Raw genomic sequence first — 26,658 nt, 5'->3', positions numbered from 1 at the left:
TGATGAGTGAAAATTTTTTGAGAAAAAGCTTTCATTTATCAGGAGGTTAGGGTACATTCTTCAACGTTCTCGGTAGCATTGAGAACATGCTTCAAAGCCCAGTCGGGGCGTAGCGCAGCCCGGTAGCGCACTTGCATGGGGTGCAAGGGGTCGAGTGTTCGAATCACTCCGTCCCGACCATTATTTAAACGACTAAGCCACCTTCGGGTGGTTTTGTTGTTTCTGGTGTTATTGATTTTTTAGAGGCTTTGCTTGTTTCATTAATTAATCTTGTGATTCGGTTAGGCAAGATAGCTGAGCTCATCGTTTCGCTAACCACGTAGCTGAGCAGGCGTTTCATAAAAGGAGCGGGCTATCCTGGTTCAATTTCGGTCGGGGCTTTTAGTCGCGGTTCAGGTGCTGATGCTTCCTGCGCGATTGTGTCCCGAAAAGTAGTGTAACTGAATCAGCCGAAGGCGCTTGCAGGCGAAAGAGGATGGTCATCGTGGTTCTTGGTTAACGTTGAGTTTGCGAAGATCAAACACTCACCAGAGAAACCACGATTACCAAACCCTGTACCGCATTGACCGGGTTGGTTGAGAAAGGGGCAGATGCTGATCTACTCAAGCAAATGATCCAGTTTTTTGCCAAGTGCATGATGGAGTTCGATGTCGAGGGCCTGTGCCGCGCCGGCTTCGATGTCAAAAGCCCAGACCGGACAAACAGCCGCAACGGCTACCGTGATCGACTCTGGCAAACCCGTGTGGGTGACGTTGATCTGAAGATCCCCAAGCTGCGCCAGGCAGCTACTCTCCAGGTTTCCTTGAGCCACGACGCGCTGCCGAGAAAGCGATGGGGTCGGTAATCCTGCGCGAAAAATATCCCAAGATCGCGGCGCTCATTGATGGCTCCGAGGACGAAGTGCTGGTGCACATGGCATTTCCCAAGGCGCACCGTCAGCAATTGCACAGCACCAATCATCTGAAGCGACTCAACGCCTAGGTCAAGCACCGCATCAATGTCGTGGGCATTTTCCCCAACGACCCAGCTATCACGCGGGTGGTAGGTGCGATGCTGCTGGAGCAGAACGACGAGTGGTGTCTGTATCGACGTTACATGCAGTTGGAGGCCTTTGAGGCTGTCAGCTTTAATCCAGAGGCTAAGCTGACAGCCGTGATCAATTAAACGGCAAGCTCAAAGGCCAAAGCCATGATGAGTTACACCACTTTCTGAGACACGATCCTTAGCCCCTGTCTCTTTGTTCGGTTTTTGCTCTGAACCCACTAACTATCTTCAAGACCACCCCGTAGGAGAAAGTCGCTCAGAAGCTTGGTCGCCTTGATTTTGACTTTGAAAATTGGGAGTGAAACACCCTCAAGACCGTCAAAATATGCCTTTGCTTTATATTGATCTACTGTGCCCCTAAGGTCATCAAACCGACCGTATTCATTGAGATTAGCCTCCGTGAGATGAGTGCTCATCAAATCAATCAGCTTCGCTGCATCCACCCCCAAAGCTGCAACGATAGCCGTGACTTCTCTATCTTTTACGGCCGCCTTGTAATTAGTCAAATAGTCGCGGAACGTCCAGTTAGGGTCAATCTTCACATCGCCGCGCTGAATGTCATGCAAGAAGATCTCGGCGAACTTCTGGTCCTCCTGCGAGAGCGATGTGAACGACCTATGCAGTTCGGCCAATGTTGCTTCCTTAGATGCCCCGTCGCAGCTCTGCAACTCCTTAAGGTACTTGGCAAAGCGCGAGTTCATGTAGTCCGCGTCGATCTTTCCGGTGTCGATCTCGGTGATGTGACTGTCGATGTCGAAGGGGATGCTCTCGCCAGCACCGCCACCGCCTGCCCCAAGCTCCTTGTAGCGCTGCAGCAGCGTCAGGTACTGCAGCTTCCTGATGGCCAGAGCAATCGACTGCTTGGGCTCGGTGTCGAACTCGTAGACCGACTTGTCCCAAGTGAAGCCCTGAATCTTGGCAGCCTCCAAGATGGCGCTGAACCGATTGAACTGCTTGGCGAAAGCCGCGCGCTCCGCCAAGTCGTCGGGCAGCTTGGCAAAGTCGGCGATGCTTGCCGCACTGAAGATGGCGCGGATCTCGGTGAAGCAGTCGTTCAAGCGCTCCAGGTTCCGGGGTAGTTGATCGACAAAGAGGCCAATGGGCTTGTCACCTGAGTACAGCTTCACAGCCGCATCCACGTTGCGCTTCATAGTGTGTGGCTTGCGGTAGTAGCGAATCGTGCCGAACGGTTTGTCTGGCCCAAACAGCCGGTTGGTGCGTGAGAACGCCTGGATGATGTTTTCGTACTCCAGCAGCTTGTCGCAGTACAGCGTGTTGACCCACTTCGAGTCGAAGCCGGTCAGCATCTGGTTCACCACGATCAGCAGATCCAGCCGCTTCTCCGGCTCGGCCTCAACTCGGGTGTAGGGCACCTTGTGGGACAGACGTGCGGCCAGGTCCTTCTTGAAGTTCGCATGGGTTCCCATGTCGAATCTCTGCCCATAGGCGGCGTTGTAGTCTTTGATGATCTCTTCCAGTCCCGCTGCCTTGAAGGCAGGATCGGTACCGCCAGTGTCGTCATCGGTGATGTGCGGATCGAACAGCGCGGTGATCTTCAGTGTGGGGCATTGCGTCTTCATGAGGCGGAAGTAGGTGATCGCCTCGGTGATGCTGCTGGTGGCGAAGATGGCGTGGAACTTCCCTGCCTGGCTCAGTACCTCCCAGTTGCCGGCGATGTCCTTCAGCACGGCGTGGCGGTGCTCGTCGCGCTCGTACTGGGCGTTCGGCAAGTAGTCTTCAATGCCGCGCTGGTACTCGCCAGCCGCATCGCGGTGGCCTGCCATCGGCACGTCGTTCATGTACCGATTGAAGACTTTCTTCTTCGCTGCGTCCGCCAGCGCCTCGGTCACGGTCGCCGCCTTGGCCCTCTCCAGCGCTACAGCTTGCCGCAGGTCGCGGTCGCGGTAGGTCAGAACTTGGTAGGGGTCGAAGCCCAGCACGTTCTTGTCGCGGATTCCATCGGCGATGCTGTAGCGGTGAAGTTCGCCCCCAAAGACATCCGTCGTGGTGTTGTCCTTGCGAATGTTCTCCTTGTGGATGGGCGTGCCGCTGAAGCCGAAGAACACCGCACCTGAGAAGCTCGCCTTGATGTCGGCCAGCATGTCGCCGAAGGTGGAGCGGTGGCACTCGTCGACGATGAACACGATGCGCTTACCGCGCATGATCTCTAGGTCGTTCCCCTTTAGGCCATCGGCGTCGTCCGTGATCCGGCTCATCTTCTGGATGGACGTAACTATCAGGGTGTCCGCGGGCGCGGTGCTCTTCAGCGTCTTGACTAGCACCCCGGTGTTTTCGGTGGCCTGCACCTGGTTGCTGTCACCGGCAAAGTCCCGGTAGGCCTTCAGCGTCTGCGTTCCCAGTTCCACCCGGTCCAACAGGAACACCACTTTGTCGGCGTCCTTAGAGTTGGCGATGAGCTGGGCCGACTTGAAGCTTGTCATGGTCTTGCCCGAGCCGGTGGTGTGCCAGATGTAGCCGCCTAGGCGGTTCGGGCTTTTCCAATCGGTCTTGGCCACCTTGTCGGAAATGGCGTGCGCGGCGTAGTACTGGTAGCTGCGCATCACCTTTAGCACGCCGTCGGCCTCGTCGGCTACGGTGTAGAAACCGATCAGCTGGTGCGCCATCGGTATGGACAGCAGGCTGGAGGTGAAGCTCTTCCAGTTGTTGATGGGCTCGTTGTTGAAGTCAGCCCAGTGGAAGGCGTAGTCCTTGTTGAACTTGCCGTCCGGACCGGGGTTAGCGAAATACAGCGCCTCCCTAGGCTCCATGGCCACGAAGATCTGAACCAGAGAGAATAGCCGGGTGAAGATGCCCTCGCGTGCGTACTTCTGGATCTGGTTGTAGGCCTGGCTGATAGGTACACCGCTCTTCTTCAGCTCGATGTGGATTACCGGCATACCGTTGATGAGCAACAGCAAATCACCCCGCCGGTCATGCTGCAGCTCAGAGGCGCGGGCGTAGCACGGCTGCTGGGCGATCTGGTAGCGGCTTTGCCCGGCGGCAATCTCGTGCCGGTCGTAGACCTTCAAGCTCACCTCTTTGCCAAAGTGCAGCGTGTCAGCCGGGTTGTCCCGCGTGATGGCAACCGTCTTGCCGTTGATGAAGCCGTTCAGCTTTAGCGGCGTGCGCAGGGCGACGATCTGCTCCATGACCTGCTGCATTTCGCTGTCGGTCAGCGGCACCTCGTTCAGCCGATCCTTGCCGCGGTTGTTTTCGAAGAGGATCTGCTTCCAGTTCGCCAGCAGGTCTGCCTCGTTGGGGCATTTGATGACGTCCAGTTCCCCCCAGCCGCGCTGGCGCAGCTCGTGGATGACAGCGACTTCGAAGTCGGATTCCTTGGCAAAGGTGGTCATGGGCGTTGCTCTCAGGGGAACATCTCTTCTAGAAAAGCCAATTTGATTTGCCGGAGCTTCTCAAACTGAGTGGCGTGTTTCTCGACCAGCTCATCCATTTTTCGGAAGATGGCGCCAATCTTATTTTGCTCTTCGAAGTAAGGTGGAATTAGAACCTCTGTCTCTCCAAGTATTTTCGTATTTATGGACGGCATTGTTTGGCCAACAGACCTTGCGACCACATCTCTTCTCGTTCGATCAGTAGAGAGTTCGTAGTGCATGTATTCACTATCTATGGCCGATTGAAGTCGAACTCGAAGCACTCGACCAGAAAATAGCCAGCCTGCTTGCGTAGCCAGAACGCGAGCATTTATATCAACCGAGCCTACGCGCGAGAATACGAGGTCTCCGCTTCTGAGCGAATAGCTGCTCAATCTTTTATAGTCACTCTCCGATACCTGTGGGATTCCTCTTTTGTCTTTCGGCAGACTCCAGTTCTTGAAGTGCTCGGTAGTAATTATTGGACTTCCATCGGGCACATAGTCGCTCGCGTGAAGCGCACTTCCGAATGGGCCTGTCTTAATTTCCGAGATGTCCGCAAGCTTGCATTTAGTCCAGGCCCCGGAAAAACCACTTAACCTAACATCAGGAGCTACCGCGCCAGGTTTAGGAAACATCCTCTGAAGCATTGCCGCTTTCAGCGCCAATAGCCTCCCGTGCTTGCGATGATGAAGCGCAATTAGCTGATCCAGCTTTTGGAAAAACTGACCGATACGACTCTGCTCCTGAACATCGGGGAGTATCACACTCCGTTTCTTCCAGTCATCCGCATCGAAGAACAGCTTTTCGATGTCCACGCCGTAGGAGCTCAGAAAGAACTTCCTGCGCATTGCGGGTAAGCTCGCCACGATCGCGAGAAACTCCGAGAGGAGCTTCTCATTGTCTACGGCGGCCAGATACTCATTCGACACGATGGCACCATCCAAGGCCGGCGGCACGATGCCGGTTGCCCCATGGACCACCTGACGCTTGGAAATGACGAAGTCGCCCGCCTTGAGCTGGGCGTAGTTCTTCACGAGGATGTTGCGTCCTAACAGGTGGCCGCGAGAAACGACGCCTTCGTTGCGACGCTTGACCGTGATGAGCTCGTAACGCTGAACGTCCTCCAGCACGATAGGGCGACGCTTCTCGGCGAGGACGTCGCCAATTTTCTCTTCCGCCCACGGTTCGCTGTACGCCTTGAACCGAATACGCGGCACCATTCCTGCAATCTGATCCGCCATTTCAGTTCCCTGCCAACAAGGTCTTCAGCTCCTCAATGCCCTTGAGGTCAAACTCGCCGCCATCCAGTTCTCCCAGCATGCTCACCAGGGCATTCTCTGCTTGCTTAATGTCGTGGGCATTGTCGGCATAGGTGATCCGGTACTTCTCTACCAAGGCTTCCAGCCTGGCGATGAGGCTGGATGTCACCTTGCCAGGCAAGCGATGCAGCTCGTCCACCAGTGGCGTGAGCCAGCTGCTTTCGAGCAGGGCGTACACCTGCTCGTCGCTGAGCGCCTCAATCGTGGCTTTGGTCTTCAGGTGCAGCGCTGCGGAATCCTTCTTGATGGCCGCTTTTAGCGACTTTTCTTCGGCCAGCACTTTGGCTGCTTGGATGATCTTGGCCTCGTAGGACTCGGAGCCGAAAGCCGCGGAGGCCTGATTCTCGGCCGTCAACTCCTTGGCCTCCTTGGTTACGGCGGCCGCGACAAACTTGTCGCCGGCTTCATTAAAGGTGTCCTTGGCCTTCTCTTCGTCGCTGAAGCTTTCAAGTAGTTCTTCCAGCTGAGCGACCACCTCGGTCAGTTCGGACTCCTTCTTGCGGAGTGCGTCCAGCTCCTTCTTGTGGTGTGCCAACTGCACGAGGTTAAAGGGCAAGATGCGGCCTTTCCAGCCGTCCTGCACCTCCACGTCCTTCCCGTCCTTCTTCTTGAAAACATAATTCGGGTCGACCACCCGCGTAGCACCAAAGCCCTCGGTCTGCAGGATTTCAAGATCCACAGCAATAGTCTGCCAGTGGTCATCGAGGACCTGGTAGGCCTGGTACTTGTCGATGAGCGGCACTGTGGCGACCTTGGCCAAGCGAGCGAACAGCTCTTCACAGATCAGCGCTTCTTGGCGTGGGACCTGTAGCTTGAGCATCTTGCCGATCAGCTCGCTGTGCAGCCAGGCCTTGAAGCCGTCGAACGCGTGAGTGAAAGCCTGGTTGAACTTCGTTACTTCAGGATGCTGTCGCACGGCCCCAGCCAGGTCATCGGTCTTCGGCTGGGCGTACGGTGTGCCATTCAAAGTGAACAAGGCCGCGCGCAAATTGGGGAAGGCCTTCCAGAAGTCGGCGAGCGCATGCAGTTCACTCAGCGGGATGCCGCCGAACATCGAAGCATACAAATCCCAGCTCTCGGGCGGCCCGGACGAGTCCACGTACCGCGGAATGTTGAGGTTGTAGTCGTTGGCCTCGCTTTGCAGCTCGGTCTTGGGCACCAAACGGCTGAAGCCGGGCACGGTGGCGCGGGCGATCACTACATCGGTGATCTTCTTGATGTCGCAAGCGCGCAGCTTGTTGTTCTTGCCCTCTTTGGCGAAGCCCTTGGAGGCGTCCACAAACAGCACATCGCTGCTTTCCCGCTTTTGCCTGAGCACGAGGATGACGGTTGGGATACCGGTGCCGAAGAAGATGTTGGACGGCAAGCCGATGATAGTTTCGAGGTGATCGTTCTCGATCAACTGCTTGCGGATGACGCCTTCCTCACCGCCCCGGAACAACACACCGTGCGGCAGGACGATGGCCATGATGCCGTTTGGCTTCAGGTGATACAGGTCGTGCAACAAGAAGGCGTAGTCGGCCTTGGACTTGGGTGCCACGCCGAAGCGGGCGTACCGTGGGTCAGCGTCCTTGTGCTGCGGGTCCCACTTCTGTGAGTAAGGCGGGTTCGAGACCACGGCATCCAAGTACAGCGGATTGTAGCTGTTGACCGGGTCTTGCTCGTCGAAATACGGCCAGTCGTCTTCCAGCGTGTCGGCATTACGCGTGACGATGTTGCCCGGGAGGATGCCGCGCATGACCAAGTTCATACGCGTGAGGTTATAGGTATTCTCCTTCAGTTCTTGGGCATAGTACTTGATGCTGTCTTTGTCGCCCATGTGCTTTGCGATGGCCTGGCCGATGTTGAGCAGCAGCGAGCCCGAGCCACTGGTGGAGTCGTAGATCTGAATGGTCTCGCGGTCTTTCAGGTGGTGTGCGATGACCTCGGACATCAGCACAGACACCTCGTGCGGCGTGTAAAACTCGCCTGCTTTCTTGCCCGCGTTGGCTGCAAACATGCCAATGAGATACTCGTAGATGAAACCGAGCACGTCGTAGCCCTGCTTGCCATCCATGGGAATGTCTTTGATTAGCTCAAGGAGTGCGCTGATCGCCTTGGTCTGCTTCGCAGCGGTGTCGCCCAGCTTGCTCAGTCCGGTTTCTAGCGTCTTGAAGATGCCCTCGAACAGGCGCTTGTGGTTCGGGTGGATCAGGCGACCAAAGGCCGACAGGGCTTCGCGAACCTCAGCAACATCGAAGTCGCTGGCTTGTTCGAGCCACGTCGAAAACAGGTGCTTGTGGGCGATGAAGTAGCCCAGGCTGGACTTGAAGTGGTCAACGGTTTCCGTGTCCTCTTCAGTTACCGCACTGAGGTCTTCGTCTGTGAAACCCTCGGCGGAGGCGAAGGCCACCAGCTTGTCGGAGAGGTACTTATAGAAGATGAAGCCAAGGATGTAGTCCTTATATTCGTTTGCTTCGATCTTGGATCGCATCTGGTTGGCAGATTCCCAGATCTTGGCTGCGAGCTGTTGCTTGTTCACGGCGAGTACTTTTAGGTAGTGGATCAGGCAAATTGAAAGAAATTTTCTGCCTTAAGCAGGGGTGAGCCAGCAAAAGGATGGGATTTCAATAATGCGCCGAAGTATCGCACCCACAGGGTATCCCCGAAAAGCCCAGCTGCACCACTAGCCGAAGCCCGGCAATCCCCGAGACGTGCGCCATTGCCGGCGCAGTTTCCACGCCCCGTGATTCGACACGAACCAGAAAACACCCCAGTACGCCTGTGACTGCCAACTTCAGCTCATCGGCGAAGACGTCAGCGAGAAGCTGGAGTACACGCCAGGCCTGTTCACTGTGGAGCAACATGTGCGTGGGAAATGGGCCTGCAGTCAGTGCGAAATACTGATACAGACGCCGGTGCCGGCGCAGGTTATCGAAGGTATCCCGACCGCAGGCTTGCTCGCCCACGTCATGGTGGCCAAGTTTGCCGATCACTTACCGCTGTACCGGCAGGAGAAATCTTTGGCCGCGCCGGGCTGTCAATCGCTCGCTCGACCTTGGCCCAGTGGGTCGGACAACCGGTGTGCGGCTCCAGCCGCTGGTCGATGCACTGCGTGAAGCCGTGCTGAACCAAGGCATGATTCACGCTGATGAAATACCGGTGCAAATGCTCGCGCCGGGCGAGAAGAAAACCCACCGGGCCTATGTCTGGGCTTACAGCACGACGCCGTTTTCGGCGCTCAAAGCCGTAGTGTACGACTTCAGCCCAAGCCGTGCCGGCGAACATGCGCGCAACTTCCTGGGTAACTGGAGCGGCAAGGTAGGCTCTGTACGAAATCCCAAGAAACCCTGCAAGCACATCCGCACCTAGCCAACCACCTCAATAACGTGATGCTGAGGCACCGGTGCGGCCACCTTTGATGTCGTCCTGATTATTTATTTTGTCGAAGACTTCAGCCCTTACGCTTGTACTCCTCAGCTTGTCCATTCAAGACATCGGCGTGCCGGTTCGAACTTCCTTTGCATGCATGCTAGCATTGGGCTACTATCTGGCCGTTGGTGTCTGTGGCAAGGCTTAGTCCATGCTGTTAGCCCATTACTGTCAATTTCATAAAAAAGAGCGGTCAAGTTCATGCCGCAAGCAAGGGTATCATGGCGAAGCTTAATAAACGGATTTACTATTTCCGATCTTTGGCCGAGTCTAGGGAATTGCTGGATTTCAGTGAGGCCCTGGCTGAAATTTCCGATTTGAAAACAATCGGAGAGAGTGAGGTTTCAATACTGGATGAGATTGTCCGTATCCAGCGCTTCAAGGACTTGCCCGAAGGGCGGCTCTATCATTTCGCCATGTATTCTCCAGGGTTAAAAACTGCGACTCTGACACCCAAAGCCGCTTCAAAAAAAGACGAGGAGGTGGGTGCAATTCCCCCCGCTGGGCGAGAGTTTAAGTCAGGGGAATGTTACCTATTTGTGTCCGGAACTAATGTGCTTTTTTGCGCTCATGGGCTGACTCCCTCTCGGGCAGGGCAGTATATCTTCATGCTACTGAAAAAGAATGGCTATGAATTAGATAGCTTTAAGTTATCGCCGATTGCTAATGTTGATAAACTTAAATTGCTGAGTGAGCAAGGGGTGAAATCAGTTCGGTTGAATGTAGGCGCCTATAAGCTCAGTTTGCCCAAGAAAAAAGAAGGCTGGCTTGGTCAGACATTGGCGCCCGTTGGAAAAGAGCTACTTGCGCTCGTTGCCAAGGATGCGACACGTTCGGAGGAAAAGGCTCTAGAGGATCTCATAGTGTCGATTGAAATCGGCCTAGAAGGAAACTCGCGCGCTACGGACGAGTCGAAGGAAACAGTCGTCGATCTAGCTTCAGAAATCATCGAGAACGATGACGGCTATGATTTGGATAGCTTTACTATCATGACCCGGGAAAATACGCCTATTACCGGGGGCGATGTAAAACTTCACACTACAGTACGTCCGGAAAAGGACGGTAGCTCTCTCAATTATGTTAATATTTGGGATGCAATGGCAGTTTATTATGCGCAGCTGAAGAAGCAAAAGCTTCTGGAGCAATAAATGAAAATCAACATCGACTACCGCAGAGTTGCTTTTTTTATTGGCGCCATGATTGTAAGTCTATGGTGCGGATGGAAGGGGCAGCCGCTGGTTCATCTGAGCAGCGATGCGAGGTCGATGATTACTGATGTGTTTGCGATTCTTGCCGGCTTCCTAATGACGGTACTTACGTTGGTCATGGAGCCGAAAGCTGACGCACGGGTCTGGCGTGAAACTGCTGCGAAACGAACTAATTTTGTCAGTCGCATAACTCGCTATAAATGGCTGTTCATGTTATATCTGATTGTTTTGGGATTTGTTTTTGCAGGAAATCTTTTGGGTAATAGCAAGGACGATAGCCTGAGTGACGCGCTGATCTGGGTGGAGCGGACCTATCTAACGCTGGCGACTCTGGCATTCATCATATCGTTGACGCTTCCCAATCGATTAATGCAGCTTCAAGTTGATCGGTATGATGAGGTAATTCGCGATCAGAAAAAACCGGACTAAATGGCATCTCCGATGGACGTGAGGAAGACCCCCGCCTCAGGGCCCTGTTCGCCCATCGCAAAGCGTGTGCACGTGGCAGCTAGCCTACGTTCGGAGAAACTCACAGTAGCTTGAGATAAATCGCATAATCGCTTTGCTAGCTATATGATTGCACCGTGATGTTATGATTTACCTGTACAGGAACACCGGCTTGCTAGAAAGCGAGAGGCGAGTAGCCCCTGCAAGTCCGCTCCCTGTCTGACGAGAGGAAATCAATTAGAGGTGCAATCGTGTTGGTCTGTAGCTGTTTTTCCGCCGTTTTTTCCTCAGTGTTCAGTTGCCGGATGGAGTACCGGTGACCGATCCAGGTAATACAGGCTCAGAAGGCCCCGCAAGCTGATCCGATTGAATATTGAAAAGGAGGAGATTTCTGGAACCGTTGACGATATGGTTGATTTTTTTCAAGGACGGATCATGGCCACTCACAGCGCGCACCACTCACAGAAACACCTCGCTGTACTGATCGACGCCGACAACGCCCCAGCCGCCATCGTTGAAGGTTTGTTCGAGGAAATTGCCAAATACGGCGTGGCCAGCGTCAAGCGTATCTATGGAGACTGGACCGGCCCTCAACTAGGTGGCTGGAAAAAGGTCCTCCTCGACTACTCCATCCAACCCATCCAGCAATTCGCCTACACAAAAGGCAAGAACGCAACCGACAGCTCATTGATCATCGATGCGATGGACCTGCTCTACACCCGACGTTTCGATGGCTTCTGCCTGGTTTCGAGCGACAGCGATTTCACCCGCCTAGCTTCGCGCCTGCGTGAGGAAGGCCTGACCGTTTACGGGTTTGGTGAAGAGAAGACGCCGAAGCCATTCGTGGCCGCCTGCGACAAGTTTGTCTACACCGAGCTGTTGCGCGAGGAGGTGTTGCCGCCTGTTTGCGAGCAAGTGGCAGGTGACGCTGATGCCGCTTCCGGCGCCGGCAAGTCGAACAAAGACGTAGTTGCTCGCAAAAAGCCGAAAGTCCCGGTTGGCTTCATCAACAAGATTCTGGACGACCTTGCTGACGAGGAGGGCTGGGCGAGCTTGGGGATGCTGGGCGCAAACATAACAAAGCTCCGACCGGAGTTCGATCCGCGCACCCATGGTTTCAAGAAGCTGAGCGATTTGATCAAGGGGCATCCACATGCGTTCGAGCTGCAGGCACGGCACCTTTCAGGTGGTGCGAGTGCGCTTTACGTTCGCCACAAAACCGCCCGCTAGGTGCGACCTGCATCGAGCCGTTTGCGTTGTATCCGCCGATGACTTGCCCAGTACCATGTGTAGGCACAGGCCAGGCTGATCCTGCTGGCCCCGTGGCCGCAGCCCACCATGGTAGTCTCGGCCATTTCTTGTCGAATGTGTGATTTCTCCCGCTTAACCTTCGTCAAGAACACTACCCCTAAGCCGTCGTCTGGGGATTGATACAGGGCCCTCCATGCAAACGCTGTTGAACGAGATTCTCGAAGAAGTACGTCCCTTGATCGGCAAGGGCAAAGTGGCTGACTACATCCCTGCGCTGGCCGACGTGCCGGCGAACCAGTTGGGCATCGCCGTCTACGGCAACGATGGCAGTTATCACTGCGCAGGCGACGCCCTAGTGCCGTTTTCGGTGCAGAGTATTTCCAAGGTGTTCAGCCTGGTTCAGGCCATTGGCCACTCGGGCGAGGCCATTTGGGAGCGGCTTGGCCATGAGCCCTCCGGCCAGCCGTTCAACTCGCTGGTGCAGCTGGAGTTCGAACGCGGGCGCCCGCGCAATCCGTTCATCAACGCGGGTGCGTTGGTGATCTGCGATATCAACCAGTCGCGCTTTGCTGCACCTACGTTGTCGATGCGCGATTTCGTGCGGCGGCTGTCGGGCAACCCGCATATCACGATCGATGCGCGTGTCGCCGATTCGGAGTACCAATTCCGCGCGCGTAACGCGGCCATGGCGTACCTGATGCAGTCGTTCGGCAACTTCCATAACGAGGTCGAAACGGTGCTGCGCAGCTATTTCAGCTACTGCGCCCTGCAGATGAACTGCCTCGACCTGGCCCGGGCGTTCTGTTTCTTGGCAAACGATGGTTTCTGCAAGCACAGCGGCTCGCAGATTCTCACCCCGCGCCAAACCCAGCAGGTGAACTCGATCATGGCCACCAGCGGGCTGTATGACGAGGCGGGCAATTTCGCCTACCGTGTGGGGTTGCCGGGCAAGAGTGGAGTGGGCGGTGGCATCGTGGCGATCGTGCCGGGGCAATTCACTGTGTGCGTGTGGTCACCAGAGCTGAACGCTGCGGGCAACTCTCTGGCCGGGATGGCGGCGCTTGAGCTGTTGAGTTCGCGGATCGGATGGTCGGTGTTCTGATCAGCAGCATTGCTGACTAGCCATGTGGCAGGGCTTACGAATTGCCTTCAAGTGTGTGTTTCGCTCCAGATCTTGAAGGCAATTCGGTGAGTGATGTTCAGCGCATCATGCCCAGCTCGGCATCATCCATCAGCGCCTTGGCTAACGCGCACAGGTAGTGCGAAGCCCATATCAGCTGTGGCTTGTCTTCCATCAAGCCGTCCAGCGTCAGGTCCCGTGCGTAGCCCATCAATTCCGAGGCCTGTTCGCGGGCGCTCTGGCAGGGGATGCCGGCTTCGATGCGGAAGAGGGGATGGGTCTGGTTTGCACCTTGGTAGAAGGTGGTCTTGCCGACGGTGCATTTGGTTTCTTCAGTGGGCACTGTTCAATCTCCCTGAAAATCTCTAGTGCCTGCGCTGGCCCTATCGCCGGCAATAAGGCAGCCCAGGCGACACATCGTTTAAGCCTTAGTGCAAGGTTCGTGGCTCAGAGGGCATCTGCACCTGAATCAGCGCTTGCTCAAGCAGAGCGCGCAGCGTCTCCAGCTCATGCATCGAGGTCATCATGAGAATTAATGCCGGTGACTTGGGATGCATTAGCATTGCCTGGTGTACGACGGTCGACGCGCACAATGCGTAATCCGTTGCCTGGATCAGAGTGTCTTCAAGGGATTGGAGGTTATGAGGCGGATCTGGAACGATTTTTAGCATCTCACTGTGTTCTCGGTGGGGCCACCGCCAGCCCGCTGTCAAACGGAAAGGTGGCAGCTGTGCATGGGTTGACAGACCGGCGAACACAGAAACCGGCGCACGCGAGCGTGCCCCATGCACAACCGCCATGAACGGGTATGCACTGTGTATCGTCGCGGCCTGTCAAAGCCGGTCGTTGATATGCAACGACGGACCGAGACTAGAACGCTGTAAAAATGACCGCAACGAAAAACAGGCGCAGGGAGTATCTTTGGGAAACGGCCTACAGGGAAGTGCCTATTTCTGATTTTTCGCACGTTATCCTTCACAGCTTGTAGCGCTTGCTGCAGCGCATTCAACCGAAATGGAACGCACCAGCGATGACCAGCGAAGCTTTCGCCCCTTTCCAACACCTCGCCGCTCAACTGCTGCAACATCTCCCACCAGACCACCACGATGGCTCCCACGACCTGGCCCACATCCACCGTGTATGGGTAAACGCGCAGCGAATCCAGCGGGCAGAGGGCGGCGACCTGGAAGTACTGCTGGCCGCGACGGTACTGCATGACTGTGTGCCGGTCGAAAAGAACTCACCTTTGCGTAAACAGGCGTCGAGCTTGTCGGCCGAAAAGGCCACCGCCATCCTCACCGCGCTTGGCTGGCCGTTGTCGCGTGTCGAGCAGGTGGGCCATGCGATCAAAACGCACAGCTATTCCGCAGGTTTCGAGCCAGCGAGCCTCGAAGCCCAAATTCTGCAGGACAGTGATCGCCTGGACGCCATCGGTGCGGTGGGTATTGCCCGCTGTTTCTATGTTTCCGGGCGGATGGGTTCGGCGCTGTACGATTTCGAGAATCCCGCTGCGCAGGGGCGGGGGTATCAGGATACGGCCTACGCCATCGAGCACTTTCATACCAAGCTGCTCAAGCTGGCATCGGGCTTCAAGACGGCCGAAGGGGTGCGCCTGGCTGCCGAACGCCATGCGCGGCTGGTGGCCTATCTTGCGGATTTCATGGAGGAGGTCGAGGCTAACGGCGTTCGCTGACCCAAGTGGAACCTGGCTAAACGTATACGCCCCCGTTCAAGCGCCGCCTCAGCTAGCCGGGTCCTGGCCCAGCACCTTGGCCAGGGCTACGCGGGCATCCTCCAGTTGCACCAGTGAAGCATGCCGCGCGCCCAGCGCGTCGCCGTTCTGGATGGCGGTGAGGATTGCCTTGTGCCGGGGCAGGGCGAGTTCGTCGAAATTTGCCCGCTGGTTGGAATAGCGCACCGACTCGCGCAGCGCCATCGACAGCATGTTGCACAGGTAGGCCAGCAGGTCGTTGTGGGTGGCGTCGGCGATGCGGGCGTGGAAGTCCAGGTCGGGTTGCAGGCGCTCTTCATGGTTGCGTGCGGCTTCCATGCGCTGGTAGGCCTCGGCGATCGAAGCGACGTCCTCGGCGCTGGCGTTGGTGGCGGCCAGCGCGGCGGCGGCGGGCTCGATGACCCAGCGCACGCTGGACAGCATGTTGAAGAATTCCTGCTGCGGCGTGGCCTGCATCAGCCAGTGCAGCACATCCGGGTCGAGCATGTGCCAGTCGTGCCGGGGGCGGACCAGGGTGCCGGTACGCGGGCGGGCTTCGATCAGGCCCTTGGCGGTGAGGGCGCGCATGGCCTCGCGGAATACCGGCCGGCTGATCGCGTAGGTTTCGCACAGGCTGGCCTCGGAGGGCAGCTTCTGCCCGGGTGCGAGTTGGCCGGATACGATCTGTACGCCAAGGTCCTGGACCAGGGTGGCGTGCATGCTCTTGCGCGTGGTGGGCTGGCGGTAGTTCATGTGCGGCGGAGGCGATCCTTCGGGCGGGGGCAGCATCATAGCATTAGCGCGTCAACGCGGTGCATGGCACCGGCTGCGCCGGTGTTCGCGGGTGAAGCTGCTCCCACAGGTGTAGCGTTAACGTTAAGCCAGCGCAGTACCTGTGGGAGCGGGCATGCCCGCGAAGCAGGCGGCGCGGAGGATGGCACCGGCTTTGCCGGTGTTCGCGGCCACGGCCGCTCCCACAGGTGTAGCGTCAACTCGAAGCCAGCGCAGTACCTGTGGGAGCGGGCATGCCCGCGAAGCAGGCGGCGCGGAGGATGGCACCGGCTTTGCCGGTGTTCGCGGCTGAAGCCGCTCCCACAGGTGTAGCGTCAACTCGAAGCCAGCGCAGTACCTGTGGGAGCGGGCATGCCCGCGAAGCAGGCGGCGCGGAGGATGGCACCGGCTTTGCCGGTGTTCGCGGCCACGGCCGCTCCCACAGGTGTAGCGTTAACTCGAAGCCAGCGCAGTGCCTATGGGAGCGGGCATGCCCGCGAAGCAGGCGGCGCGGAGGATGGCACCGGCTGCGCCGGTGTTCGCGGCTGAAGCCGCTCCCGCAGGTTTAGCGTCACCTCGAAGCTGGCGCGGTACCTGTGGGAGCGGGTTTACCCGCGAAGAATCCGGCGCGATGGGCTGCGCAGCAGCCCCGATGACGCTAACCGGCAGGCTTCAGGCATTAGTGCGAGTGCTTGGGCACCGCCGCGCCGCGGCAACCGATCAGGAAGTCGAAGTCGCAACCTTCATCAGCCTGCATCACGTGGTCCAGATACAGCCTGGCGTAGCCACCGCTGATCAGCTGCGGCGGGGCTTGCAGGTCGGCCAGGCGGCCGGCCAGTTCCTGGTCGGAAATATCCAGGTGCAGGCGGCCCTCCTTGCAATCCAGTTCGATCCAGTCACCTTCACGCACCGCAGCCAGTGGCCCGCCCGCCGCAGCCTCCGGCGCCACGTGCAGCACCACGGTGCCATACGCCGTGCCGCTCATGCGCGCGTCGGAAATGCGCACTATGTCGGTCACGCCCTGGGCCAGCAGCTTGGCCGGCAGGCCCATGTTGCCGACCTCGGCCATGCCGGGGTAGCCCTTCGGCCCGCAGTGCTTCATCACCAGCACCGAATTGGCGTCCACCTCCAGCGCGGGGTCGTTGATGCGCGCCTTGTAGTCCTCGAAGTTCTCGAACACCACCGCCCGGCCGCGGTGCTGCATCAGCGCCGGGGTGGCCGCCGACGGCTTGAGCACGGCACCCTTGGGCGCTAGGTTGCCGCGCAGGATGCAGATGCCGCCGTCGGCCACCAGCGGCTTGTCGATCGGGCGGATAACCTCTTCATCATACAGCGGCGCAGCCTGGCAGTTGTCCCACAGGCTCTTGCCGTTGGCGGTCAGCGCGCCGGGGTTGGGCAGCAGGCCGTGTTCGCCCAGGCGGCGGATGACCGCGGGCAGGCCGCCGGCATAGTAGAACTCTTCCATCAGGAAACGCCCCGAAGGCTGCAGGTCGACCAGGGTCGGCGTGCCGCGGCCGATGCGGGTCCAGTCTTCCAGTTGCAGGTCCACGCCGATGCGCCCGGCGATGGCCTTGAGGTGGATCACTGCGTTGGTCGAGCCACCGATGGCGGCGTTGACGCGGATGGCGTTTTCGAAGGCTTCGCGGGTGAGCAGCTTCGACAGGCGCAGGTCTTCGCGCACCATGTCGACAATGCGCATGCCCGACAGGTGGGCGAGCACGTAGCGGCGTGCATCCACCGCCGGGATGGCGGCGTTGTGCGGCAGCGAGGTGCCCAGCGCCTCGGCCATGCAGGCCATGGTCGAGGCGGTGCCCATGGTGTTGCAGGTACCCGCCGAGCGCGACATGCCGGCCTCGGCCGAGAGGAATTCGTTGAGGTCGATCTGCCCGGCCTTGTAGGCCTCGTGCATCTGCCAGACGATGGTGCCGGCGCCAATGTCTTTGCCTTTGTGCTTGCCGTTGAGCATCGGCCCGCCGGTGACCACGATCGCCGGCACGTCGCAGCTCGCCGCCCCCATCAGCAGCGCCGGGGTGGTCTTGTCACAGCCGGTCAGCAACACCACGGCATCCACCGGGTTGCCGCGGATCGCTTCTTCCACATCCATGCTGGCCAGGTTGCGGGTGAGCATGGCGGTGGGGCGCAGGTTGGATTCGCCGCTGGAAAACACCGGGAACTCCACCGGGAAGCCGCCCGCTTCCAGCACGCCTTTCTTGACGTGCTCGGCAATCTTGCGGAAGTGCGCGTTGCACGGGGTCAGCTCCGACCAGGTGTTGCAGATGCCGATGATCGGCTTGCCCTGGAATTCGTGGTCCGGGATGCCCTGGTTCTTCATCCAGCTGCGGTACATGAAACCGTTCTTGTCAGCGGTACCGAACCATTGGGCGGAGCGCAGCGGGCGTTTGTGATCAGACATGGGGACACCTAATTAGTATTACTATTTGTCGTTGTGCGACTGACTGTATCGACAAAAATGCGCTATGTGAAGGCTTGTTGTTTTAAATAGTAATACTATAAGATCGATTTTCCGGTCGATGGCCTGCCAAAAAGCCCGACCAGGTGCTCTGCCCATTACAAGAACAATCGGAGACATCGCCATGATTCAGGAGCAGCGGCTCGTCCGCCTGATCACACTGAAACTCATCCCTTTTCTGGTCCTGCTGTACCTGGTGGCCTATGTCGACCGTTCTGCGGTGGGCTTTGCCAAGCTGCACATGGGCGCCGACATCGGCCTGGGTGACGCGGCCTATGGCCTGGGCGCCGGGCTGTTCTTCATCGGTTATTTCTTGTTCGAGGTGCCCAGCAACCTGTTGCTCGACCGCTTCGGCGCGCGCCGCTGGTTCGCCCGCATCCTGGTCACCTGGGGCGCGATCACCGTCGGCATGGCGTTCGTCAGCGGGCCCAACGGCTTCTACCTGATGCGCTTTCTGCTGGGGGCGGCCGAGGCGGGCTTCTTCCCGGGGGTGCTGTACTACATCACCCAGTGGTACCCGGTGCGCCATCGCGGCAAGATCCTCGGCTTCTTCATCCTTTCCCAGCCGCTGGCGATGCTGATTACCGGGCCGCTTTCCGGTGCGCTGCTGGGGCTCGATGGCAACTTCGGCCTGCATGGCTGGCAATGGCTGTTCATCTGCATCGGCACCCCGGCGGTGCTGCTGGCCTGGCCAACCCTGCGCCTGCTGCCGGACGGCCCGGCCAAGGTGCGCTGGCTCAGCGACGAGCAACGCAGCTGGCTGCAGGAACAGCTGGCCAACGACCTGCGCGAGTTCGGCCAGACCCGCCACGGCAACCCCCTGCATGCGTTGAAGGACGGGCGGGGGCTGTTGCTGGCGCTGTTCTACCTGCCGGTCACCCTGAGCATCTACGGCCTGGGCCTGTGGCTGCCGACGCTGATCCACCAGTTTGGCGGCAGCGACTTGGTCACCGGTTTCGTTTCGGCGGTGCCGTACCTGTTCGGCATCATCGGCCTGCTGATCGTGCCGCGCAGTTCCGACCGGTTGAACGACCGCTACGGCCACCTTGGCATGTTGTACGCCCTGGGGGCGCTCGGCCTGTTCCTCAGTGCCTGGCTGAGCGTGCCCGGCCTGCAGCTGGCGGCGCTGTGCCTGGTGGCGTTTGCGCTGTTCTCCTGCACGGCCATCTTCTGGACCTTGCCGGGGCGGTTCTTCTCCGGTGCCAGTGCCGCTGCCGGCATCGCGCTGATCAACTCCATCGGCAACCTCGGCGGCTACCTCGGCCCGTTCGGCATCGGCGCGCTCAAGGAGCACACCGGGCAGCTGTCGTCGGGCCTGTATTTCCTCGCCGTGGTGATGCTGTTCGGCTTGCTGCTGACCGGGGTGGTGTACAACCGGCTCGAGCGCCGCCAGCGCCTGGCTTCCACGCGGGTAGCCCCGGCCCCCCGCTAACTTTCGCAACCGAAGAGCGAGCACAAGCATGCGATTGATTCAATTCGAAACCGCCACCGGCGCACGTCGGGTGGGCGTGGTGGAAGGCGAGTACGCCCTGGAAGTACGTGGCGCCGGCAGCACCCGTGAGCTGGCCTTGCAAGCCATTGCCGCCGGCCGTGACCTGGCTGCCGAAGTGCAGGCCGCCGGCCTCGGCGAGCGCCACGACTACCTGGCCCTGCTGGCCGAAGGCCGGGTATTGCCACCGCTGGACCATCCCGACCCGGCGCACTGCCTGGTCACCGGCACCGGCCTGACTCACCTGGGCAGCGCCGCCACCCGCGACAAGATGCACCAGCAGCAGGCCGAAGGCACCGTGACCGACAGCATGCGCATGTTCCAGTGGGGCCTGGACGGCGGTCGACCGCCGGCAGGCGAGGAGGGCGCGCAGCCGGAGTGGTTCTACAAGGGTGACGGCGGCATCGTCGTGCGCCCGGGCGCCGACCTGCCGCTGCCGGCGTTCGCCGAGGATGCCGGCGAGGAGCCGGAGCTGGTCGGGCTGTACCTGATCGCAGCCGATGGCACCCCGTATCGTCTCGGTTATGCGCTGGGCAACGAGTTTTCCGACCATGTGATGGAGCGGCGCAACTACCTGTACCTGGCCCATTCCAAGCTGCGCGCCTGCAGCTTCGGCCCCGAGCTGCGCCTGGGCGCGCTGCCGGCCCACCTGGAAGGCACCAGCCGCATCCTGCGCGACGGCCAGGAGCTGTGGCGCAAGCCGTTCCTGTCGGGCGAGCAGAACATGTGCCACAGCTTCGAGAACCTTGAATTCCACCATTTCAAGTACCCGCAGTTTTTGCGTGCTGGCGATATCCACGTGCATTACTTCGGCACCGCCACGCTGTCGTTCGCCGACGGCATCCAGGCGCGCCCGGGCGATACCTTCGAGGTCAGCCTCGATGCCTTTGGCCAGCCGCTGCGCAACGGTATTGCAGCAGCGCCCGCGCAGGTCCGCCCCGGGGTGGTGAAAAGCCTTTGAGCTCGCTGCCAGCCGGCTGATGAATCGGGGCCGCTTTGCGGCCCTTCGCGGGCTCGCCCGCTCCCACAAATACGGCGCAAGCTGCCAGAACTGCGCGGTTCCTGTGGGAGCGGGCGAGCCCGCGAAGGGCTGCGCAGCAGCCCCCTTTCCGCTAACTACCTGACACGAGCATCTGAACCTTCTTTCTCATTACAGGAGTCAACCATGACCGGAAGCAATTTCATTGGCGGCCAGCGCAGCGCCGCCGGCAGCGTGCGCCTGCACAGCCTCGATGCGCGTACCGGCGAAGCCTTGCCGCTGGCCTTTGCCCAGGCCACCCCGGAAGAAGTGGACGCTGCCGCGCAGGCAGCCGAAGCGGCGTTTGCCGAATTCAACGGCATGGCGCCGCAGCGCCGTGCGCAGTTCCTCGATGCCATTGCCGACCAGCTGGATGCGCTGGACGACACCTTCATCGCCACCGTGTGCCGCGAAACCGCGCTGTCGGCCGGGCGCATCCAGGGTGAACGGGCGCGCACCAGCAACCAGATGCGCCTGTTCGCCAACGTGCTGCGCCGCGGCGACTTCCTCGGCGCGCGCATCGACCGCGCCCAGCCACAGCGCCAACCGCTGCCACGCCCGGACCTGCGCCAGTACCGTACCGGCGTCGGCCCGGTGGCGGTGTTCGGCGCCAGTAACTTCCCGCTGGCCTTCTCTACCGCTGGCGGTGACACCGCTGCAGCGCTGGCCGCCGGTTGCCCGGTAGTGGTCAAGGCGCACAGCGGCCACATGGCCACCGCCGAGCAAGTGGCCGAGGCAATCGAGCGCGCCGTGCTCGCCACCGGCATGCCCGCCGGCGTGTTCAACATGATCTACGGTGCCGGTGTCGGCGAAGCGCTGGTGCGCCACCCAGCTATCCAGGCGGTGGGCTTCACCGGCTCGCTCAAAGGCGGCCGCGCCCTGTGCGAGCTGGCGGCAGCACGCCCGCAGCCGATCCCGGTGTTCGCCGAAATGAGCAGCATCAACCCGGTGCTGGTATTGCCGGCGGCCTTGCAGGCCCGGGGCGAGCAGGTGGCCAAGGAACTGGCCGGCTCGGTGGTGTTGGGCTGCGGGCAGTTCTGCACCAACCCCGGACTGGTCCTGGGTATCGCTGGCGAAGCGTTCAGCCGCTTCCTCACCGCGCTTGGCGCGCAACTGGCCGACCAGCCCGGGCAGACCATGCTCAATGCCGGCACCCTGTGCAGCTATACCCAAGGTGTACAACGCTTGCACCAGCACCCGGGCGTGCGCCATCTGGCCGGCGCCGAACAGGCGGGTGGCCAGGCCCAGGCACAGCTGTTCCAGGCCGACGTGAACCTGCTGCTGAACGGTGACGCCTTGCTCCAGGAAGAGGTGTTCGGGCCGGCCACGGTGGCCGTCGCCGTGGCCGATGAAGCCGAACTGCGCCGTGCCGTGCAAGCCCTGCATGGGCAACTGACCGCCACCCTGATTGCCGAGCCGCAAGACTTGCAGCGCTTCGCCGCGCTGGTGCCGGTGCTGCAGCGCAAGGCCGGGCGCCTGCTGGTCAACGGCTACCCGACCGGCGTGGAAGTGTGCGATGCGATGGTGCATGGCGGGCCGTACCCGGCCACGTCCGATGCGCGTGGCACCTCGGTCGGCACCTTGGCCATCGACCGCTTCCTGCGCCCGGTGTGCTACCAGGACTACCCCGATGCGCTGCTGCCCGACGCCCTGAAAAACGCCAATCCGCTGGGCCTGCAGCGCCTGGTCGATGGCCAGCACAGCCGCGAGGCGCTGGCTTGACTCGTTGAGCTCCGACGTTGCCTCGCTGCCCCGCCCGGCCAAGGCCCGGGCGGGCATTCGACCCATATCCCAAGAACAACAACAAGAGGTTGCAGCCATGCCCAGTCGCTCCTTACCCGCCGACCTGGTCGCGCGGGAATCGCTGGATAACCACCTGTTCCGCAAGATCAACTGGCGCATCGTGCCGCTGTTCATCGTGTGTTTCCTGTTCGCCTACCTGGACCGCGTCAACATCAGTTTTGCCAAGCTGCAGATGCAGAGCGCGCTGGGCTTCAGCGATGCGGTCTACGGGTTGGGCGCGAGCCTGTTCTTCGTCGGCTACTTCCTGTTCGAAGTGCCGAGCAACGTGTTGCTGCACCGCATCGGCGCGCGCATCTGGATCGCCCGCATCATGATCAGCTGGGGCCTGACCTCGGCGGCGATGATGTTCGTCACCAGCGAAACCTGGTTCTACGTGCTGCGTTTCCTCATCGGTGTGATGGAGGCCGGTTTCGTGCCCGGGGTGCTGTACTTCTTCACCCAGTGGTACCCCAGCGACCGCCGTGCGCGCATCAATGCCTATTTCAAGAGTTCGATCTGCCTGTGCGGCATCGTCGGTGGCCCGTTGGCGGGGTTCATTCTCAGCCACTTCGACGGGGTCAACGGGCTGGCCGGCTGGCAGTGGCTGTTCCTGCTCGAAGGGCTGCCGTCGGTACTGCTGGGCCTGCTGGTGCTGTGGCTGGTCAGTGACCGCATCGAGGATGCCCGCTGGCTCGACGCGGAAGAAAAGCGCTACCTGCGCGAGCGTCTCGATGCCGAGCCCAGGCCCGAAGGAGGCAGCTCGCTTCGCGCCATCCTGCGCGAGCCGGCCTCGGTGGCGTTGTCGGCGATCTACCTGTGCCTGGTGATGGCACTGACCGGGTTGCTGTTCTGGATGCCGCAGTTGATTCGCAATGCTGGCGTGGCCGACGCCATGGACATCGGCTTGCTGAGCATGATCCCGTACCTGCTGGCAGTGGTGGGCAACCTGCTGATCGGCCGCAGCTCCGACCTGCGTGGCGAGCGTCGCTGGCACATGGCGAGCTGTGCGGCCATGACCACCGCAGGCTATGCGCTGTGCGCGGGTTTCAGCGGCCAGCTGTGGCTGCTGATGCTCGGCATGAGCCTGGTCATGACCGGGATCATCGCCTGGATGCCGATCTTCTGGACCCTGCCGCCGAAGTACCTGGCCGGCCTGGCGGCGGCGGCGGGTATCGCGCTGATCAACTCCATCGGCCAGCTCGGCGGCATTGTCGGCCCGTATCTGGTCGGCAGGGTACGCGACGTCAGCGGGTCGCCGACCCCGGCACTGTGGCTGCTGGCGGCCGTCAGCCTGCTGGCGGTGGTATTGATCATCTGGGGCGTCCCGCGCCGACTGTACGCGGCTCAACCCGAAACGCGCATCAACTGAGGAGGTTCCATGCAACGTGTCGTTTCCTTCGGCCCCATTTCCAGCGCCGAGGTGCTGGCCGACCTGGGCCGGCGTTACCACTTTCAGCGTTTCGACCAGCCGCTGGCCGACCGCGAACGCTTTCTTGCGGCGCTGGCCACTGCCGACGGGCTGATCGGCAGTACCTTGCCGCTGGGGGCACAGCTGCTTGACCAGGCCCCGGCATTGAAGGCCATTGCCAGCGTGTCGGCGGGTTTCGACAACTATGACCTGGCGTACTTGCGCAAGCGTGGCATCCGCTTGACCAACACCCCGGATGCGGTGACCGAAGCCACCGCCGATACCGGGTTCATGTTGCTGATGATGGCTGCCCGACGCGCTGGCGAGCTGGCGCGGATGGTGCATGATGGCGAGTGGACGCAGGCTATCGACGCCACACGCTTCGGCCGCGATGTGCACGGCAAGACCTTGGGTATCGTCGGGCTTGGCCGCATCGGTGCGGCGCTGGCCAGACGCGGGCATTTCGGTTTTGGCATGCAGGTGCTGTACAGCGGCAATAGTGCCAAGCCCGAGTATGAAGCGCAGTTCGCCGCAAGGCGGGTGCCGCTGCAACAACTGTTGGGCGAGGCGCACTTCGTCTGCGTCTGTGTGCCGCTGAGTCCGGCCACGCATCACTTGTTCGGCCGCGAGCAGTTCGCAGCCATGCAGGCCGATGCAGTGTTCGTCAATATCGCCCGTGGTGCTGTGGTCGATGAGGCCGCGCTGGTGCAGGCGCTGGTCGAGGGGCAGCTCGGCGCGGCCGGGTTGGACGTGTTCGAGCAAGAGCCGCTGCCGGCCGCCTCGCCGTTGCTGGCGTTGCCCCAGGTGGTGGCGCTGCCGCACATCGGCTCGGCCACCGTCGAGGCGCGGGCATTGATGGCGCGCACTGCGGCGGCCGAGTTGGCAGCGGTGCTCGAGGGCAGGGCACCTAACCATCCTGTTCTCTAGGTGCGCACCGCCAGCAAGCGCCGGTATGGACCTGGCTTACAAGGTGGTCGAGCGCCCCGACCGGTCAGCCTCGAACACCTTCGTTTGCCTTGTTGTATGTGGTGATACAGGAACAGGCGCTCGATGACTTGCCGATCCTCGTGTTGAACAGGGCCTTGACGGCCCCCGAACCCTAACGGGAATCGCTATCCAGAGCGGCGGGCCATGGTCGGTACCCCGGCCTTTTGCGCCACCTGTCGTACCCAAGGCACTGCTGCTGGCCGTTTCCCGTCCGATGGGTATGCGCGATCAACGCGCAAACCGAGGAGAACTTCCATGGCAAACGACCAGAAAGGCCCCGGCCTCGAGAAAACCCAGCCCGAGCCAAGGCAAGGCGTCGGCGAGGCGTGGTCCGAAAAGCGTCCCGTCGATTGGGACCCACCGCCTGGCAACCCTGGTTCGGATCAGGATGGGCAGCTGGATCGGGACAATGGCAGCGCAAGGACCAACGACGAGCAAGCCGGCAGCGGTGCAGGGGAAGTCCCGTTACCTGCGGACGACGAGGGCCCTGTCGAGGAAGAAATGCAGGATGTGGAAGCCAACAATTCGGTTTCTGCCGAGCATCCGCAACCGCGTTGATGGGTGGCCCGAAAATCGTTAACAGTTTTGTGAGAGGTATGCAGCGATGAGCCCCGATCCGAGTGCACAAGGCGGTACGAACCCTGACTTGCCCACTTCACCCGACCCGGCAGTCGACCCCGATCGGCCGACCATCCCCGACCCTGATGACGACCCGCTGATGAACGAAGAAGAGGGCGGCGATGGCCAAGCGGATGACGGCCTGGCTGATGATGGCAGGCAGAGCGTCGAACAGCCTGCCGTAGGACTGGACCAACGCAGGGAATGATCGGCTGGGCAGGCGTACAGTAAGGCTGCCCAACCGCGGCACGATCATCGAACCTCTACCTCAGACGGGGCAGTACGGGATTCGCGGTCTATGTCTTCCGGCCAGTGAACTTTTGGTGCCAGGCAATGCATGTGGCTCAGGCCATCGTCGTCATTCCAGTCGCGGGGTGGGTGGACGAACTTCGGCAGCGCTTCAGGCCCCTGCTGCATGAACAGCCGGGCGATGGCCCAGTAGGTTTCGCCGCGGTAGAGGTCGTGAGTGAAGAATACGCGGTCGATGACTTCATCGGTCTCTGGGTTGCGGATCGACAGCATGACGTTTTCGATCAGGCCACCGTGGCCGGGGGCGTAGACTCGGTAGACTTCGGCGGTTACGTCGTCCCAGTTGTAAGCGACCGGTTTGACGCCCCAGTGTTTGCGGCTAAAGACGAAAAAGCGGTGAAATCGGTACTGATAAATATAGATTTTCCGACGCAGCCGATTGAAACGAATCGGTTCATCTCTGGGAAGCACCAGATCCAGCTTTATGTAAGGCAATAGCGCCCATACAGCTGCTGGCGGACAGAGCGAGAGAGAAATCGTCATTACCCATCCCCCTCCCCAGTCATTAAAAATAATTAGCCAGTAAAAAAACAGCGCCATCCCACTACCTATTACCAGACCACCGCCGCCCAGCAAAGCGCCCAAGCCTCGCAGGCTGATAGTAGCACGTGATAACTCTAGATATATTTCGTCGTAATAATTTGGAGGCGGCGAAACCCATTCTGCGCCAAGCAGATAAATTGGCTCCGCCTCTACATGGGGTAGATCGTGGCTCCAACCCAGTGCTCTCTCGCATAATACCCTATGCTGATCTTTCACTCGTTCACCTCCCGCACAAGCGTCTCAAGTCGTGCGCCTGAAATGTTTCTGTCTGGCCAATATGCAATCAGCAATGTTGCCGACCTTATCGTATGTCTTCCAGAAACAGGAAAAAGCTCTACCGCACCCGATATACTCAATTGCGATCCACTTATAGCGGTG

20 protein-coding genes, 1 tRNA gene and 2 pseudogenes are annotated in these 26,658 nt (G+C 59.9%); 15 read left to right on the top strand and 8 right to left on the bottom strand.

Annotated features, from left to right (window positions below):
• The first annotated feature begins 103 nt into the window (after positions 1–103).
• Together ACJA3S_RS15435 and ACJA3S_RS15430 are read left to right on the top strand one after the other, a co-directional pair.
• A tRNA-Pro gene (locus tag ACJA3S_RS15435) sits at positions 104–180 on the top strand.
• Positions 181–541: 361 nt separating this feature from the next.
• Positions 542–1,164 (top strand): annotated as a pseudogene (locus ACJA3S_RS15430) (transposase).
• Between the two features lie 98 nt (positions 1,165–1,262).
• On the opposite strand, the gene ACJA3S_RS15425 reads toward ACJA3S_RS15430, so the two are convergent.
• Genes ACJA3S_RS15425 through ACJA3S_RS15415 form a run of 3 tightly spaced genes read right to left on the bottom strand, consistent with a single transcriptional unit; the run spans position 1,263 to position 8,258 of the window.
• Positions 1,263–4,397: a type I restriction endonuclease subunit R gene (locus ACJA3S_RS15425; RefSeq protein ID WP_406819162.1), complete on the bottom strand. Its 3,135-nt coding sequence runs from the start codon at positions 4,395–4,397 to the stop codon at positions 1,263–1,265.
• Between the two features lie 11 nt (positions 4,398–4,408).
• Positions 4,409–5,659: a restriction endonuclease subunit S gene (locus ACJA3S_RS15420; RefSeq protein WP_406819161.1), complete on the bottom strand. Its 1,251-nt coding sequence runs from the start codon at positions 5,657–5,659 to the stop codon at positions 4,409–4,411.
• Between the two features lies 1 nt (position 5,660).
• On the bottom strand, positions 5,661–8,258 hold the full coding sequence (locus tag ACJA3S_RS15415) for a type I restriction-modification system subunit M (RefSeq protein WP_406819160.1): 2,598 nt from the start codon (positions 8,256–8,258) through the stop codon (positions 5,661–5,663).
• A 132-nt stretch (positions 8,259–8,390) separates the two neighbouring features.
• Here ACJA3S_RS15415 and tnpC point away from each other — a divergent pair.
• From tnpC to glsB, 5 genes and pseudogenes are all read left to right on the top strand, one after another.
• A pseudogene (gene tnpC / locus ACJA3S_RS15410) lies at positions 8,391–9,040 on the top strand (IS66 family transposase); the annotation flags it as partial.
• A 329-nt stretch (positions 9,041–9,369) separates the two neighbouring features.
• Positions 9,370–10,296 (top strand): hypothetical protein, encoded by a 927-nt coding sequence (locus ACJA3S_RS15405; RefSeq protein ID WP_406819159.1) that lies wholly within the window; start codon positions 9,370–9,372, stop codon positions 10,294–10,296.
• A complete protein-coding gene (locus ACJA3S_RS15400) occupies positions 10,297–10,785 on the top strand; it encodes a hypothetical protein (RefSeq protein ID WP_406819158.1) in 489 nt (162 codons plus the stop codon).
• A 453-nt stretch (positions 10,786–11,238) separates the two neighbouring features.
• A complete protein-coding gene (locus tag ACJA3S_RS15395; RefSeq protein WP_406822259.1) occupies positions 11,239–12,033 on the top strand; it encodes an NYN domain-containing protein in 795 nt (264 codons plus the stop codon).
• A gap of 214 nt (positions 12,034–12,247) precedes the next feature.
• Complete coding sequence (glsB, locus tag ACJA3S_RS15390; RefSeq protein WP_170030396.1) at positions 12,248–13,156, top strand: glutaminase B; 909 nt, start codon at positions 12,248–12,250, stop codon at positions 13,154–13,156.
• A gap of 97 nt (positions 13,157–13,253) precedes the next feature.
• Here glsB and ACJA3S_RS15385 read toward each other — a convergent pair whose 3' ends face one another.
• Positions 13,254–13,517, bottom strand: a complete 264-nt coding sequence (locus tag ACJA3S_RS15385; protein WP_406819157.1) for a DUF3077 domain-containing protein — start codon at positions 13,515–13,517, stop codon at positions 13,254–13,256.
• Positions 13,518–13,602: 85 nt separating this feature from the next.
• A complete protein-coding gene (locus ACJA3S_RS15380) occupies positions 13,603–13,845 on the bottom strand; it encodes a hypothetical protein (RefSeq protein ID WP_406819156.1) in 243 nt (80 codons plus the stop codon).
• Positions 13,846–14,204: 359 nt separating this feature from the next.
• Here ACJA3S_RS15380 and ACJA3S_RS15375 point away from each other — a divergent pair, with 359 nt between their 5' ends.
• The gene (locus ACJA3S_RS15375; RefSeq protein WP_406819155.1) at positions 14,205–14,867 is read left to right on the top strand and encodes an HD domain-containing protein; all 663 of its coding nucleotides are present in this window, start codon (positions 14,205–14,207) and stop codon (positions 14,865–14,867) included.
• Positions 14,868–14,915: 48 nt separating this feature from the next.
• Here ACJA3S_RS15375 and ACJA3S_RS15370 read toward each other — a convergent pair whose 3' ends face one another.
• Entirely contained in the window at positions 14,916–15,638 is a 723-nt protein-coding gene (locus ACJA3S_RS15370; RefSeq protein WP_170030392.1) for a FadR/GntR family transcriptional regulator, read from the bottom strand.
• 697 nt (positions 15,639–16,335) lie between these two features.
• Positions 16,336–18,069, bottom strand: a complete 1,734-nt coding sequence (locus tag ACJA3S_RS15365) for an IlvD/Edd family dehydratase (protein ID WP_406819154.1) — start codon at positions 18,067–18,069, stop codon at positions 16,336–16,338.
• Positions 18,070–18,250: 181 nt separating this feature from the next.
• On the opposite strand from ACJA3S_RS15365, the gene ACJA3S_RS15360 reads away from it, so the two are divergent.
• From ACJA3S_RS15360 to ACJA3S_RS15330, 7 genes are all read left to right on the top strand, one after another.
• Positions 18,251–19,558 (top strand): MFS transporter, encoded by a 1,308-nt coding sequence (locus ACJA3S_RS15360; RefSeq protein ID WP_406819153.1) that lies wholly within the window; start codon positions 18,251–18,253, stop codon positions 19,556–19,558.
• Between the two features lie 28 nt (positions 19,559–19,586).
• Positions 19,587–20,576, top strand: a complete 990-nt coding sequence (araD1, locus tag ACJA3S_RS15355) for an AraD1 family protein (RefSeq protein WP_406819152.1) — start codon at positions 19,587–19,589, stop codon at positions 20,574–20,576.
• Between the two features lie 204 nt (positions 20,577–20,780).
• Positions 20,781–22,355, top strand: coding sequence for an aldehyde dehydrogenase (NADP(+)) (locus tag ACJA3S_RS15350; protein ID WP_406819151.1), 1,575 nt, complete (start codon positions 20,781–20,783; stop codon positions 22,353–22,355).
• A 97-nt stretch (positions 22,356–22,452) separates the two neighbouring features.
• Positions 22,453–23,784, top strand: a complete 1,332-nt coding sequence (locus tag ACJA3S_RS15345; protein ID WP_406819150.1) for an MFS transporter — start codon at positions 22,453–22,455, stop codon at positions 23,782–23,784.
• Between the two features lie 9 nt (positions 23,785–23,793).
• Positions 23,794–24,750, top strand: a complete 957-nt coding sequence (locus ACJA3S_RS15340) for a 2-hydroxyacid dehydrogenase (RefSeq protein ID WP_406819149.1) — start codon at positions 23,794–23,796, stop codon at positions 24,748–24,750.
• Positions 24,751–25,065: 315 nt separating this feature from the next.
• Positions 25,066–25,368: a hypothetical protein gene (locus tag ACJA3S_RS15335; RefSeq protein WP_406819148.1), complete on the top strand. Its 303-nt coding sequence runs from the start codon at positions 25,066–25,068 to the stop codon at positions 25,366–25,368.
• A gap of 88 nt (positions 25,369–25,456) precedes the next feature.
• Positions 25,457–25,636: a hypothetical protein gene (locus ACJA3S_RS15330; protein ID WP_406819147.1), complete on the top strand. Its 180-nt coding sequence runs from the start codon at positions 25,457–25,459 to the stop codon at positions 25,634–25,636.
• Between the two features lie 44 nt (positions 25,637–25,680).
• Here the strand turns inward: ACJA3S_RS15330 and ACJA3S_RS15325 are convergent, their stop codons facing one another.
• Complete coding sequence (locus ACJA3S_RS15325) at positions 25,681–26,496, bottom strand: DUF6708 domain-containing protein (protein WP_406819146.1); 816 nt, start codon at positions 26,494–26,496, stop codon at positions 25,681–25,683.
• Between the last annotated feature and the right edge of the window lie 162 nt (positions 26,497–26,658).

Origin of the sequence: Pseudomonas sp. KnCO4, from assembly GCF_045344305.1 — a bacterium.
Taxonomy (GTDB): domain Bacteria; phylum Pseudomonadota; class Gammaproteobacteria; order Pseudomonadales; family Pseudomonadaceae; genus Aquipseudomonas; species Aquipseudomonas anuradhapurensis.
The sequence above is the reverse complement of the archived record's forward strand: the minus strand, read 5'-3'. Positions and strand labels throughout refer to the sequence as shown.